At 48.1% G+C, this 673-nt stretch carries 1 protein-coding gene; it reads right to left on the bottom strand.

Annotation, left to right across the window (positions count from 1 at the left end; translation table 11 throughout):
* Positions 1-673: hypothetical protein (locus tag WEIDD23_RS13450; RefSeq protein ID WP_197458791.1), on the bottom strand; the 673-nt coding region annotated here is incomplete at both ends.

The following is a 673-nucleotide window of genomic DNA, read 5'->3' as shown; positions in this document are numbered from 1 at the left end:
ATTTCCGGTCGCGTCAGTTACCGTAAACGTATAACCTGGCACGGCTGGTACCGTTGTCGCCCCATTAGCCGTTGCATACTTGGCGTCAGTTACACCAGTAATCTTGCCATCCTTTACGTTAACTGTTGTCTTCTGCTCAGCTGTTAACTCAGTTGTGTCGTAGTGCACCGCAACTTCGACTGGCAATGCCGTGTACGTTACCGTGTAGTCCTGTGAATCAGTTTCCGTGGCCGTGTAAACAAAGTCGTCAATTGACTCGTATGTCTTGCCGTCCGCATCCGTAATCACATAACTATAACCTGGCACATGCAAATCAGCCGTCGTCGTACCAAAGTCAATCGTTTCATATGCCTTACCGTCCGAAATCACCTTGTCAGCACGATTACTTGGATCATTTACAAAATGCAATGATGCTTTTTGCACAGCATCAATTGTGTAAACAACCTTCGTTGAAACTGGTCCGTAGCTGTACTCACCCGTCTCAGTATTCAATACTGCTTCCGCTTCATTTGACACTGACGTCTTATCCGGTGTGTAACCAGCGACGGTTGGCGTCTTTACCGTCGTGTACGTCAATGCACCCGTCGTTTCATTCACCGTTACCTTTGCCGCATCAGATGTCGCAACCGTGTACGTATCTGGCTGGTAATCCGTAACATACGCATCCTTCGCC

Origin of the sequence: Weissella sp. DD23, from assembly GCF_001579105.1 — a bacterium.
Classification (GTDB): Bacteria; Bacillota; Bacilli; order Lactobacillales; family Lactobacillaceae; genus Weissella; species Weissella cibaria.
The sequence above is the reverse complement of the archived record's forward strand: the minus strand, read 5'-3'. Positions and strand labels throughout refer to the sequence as shown.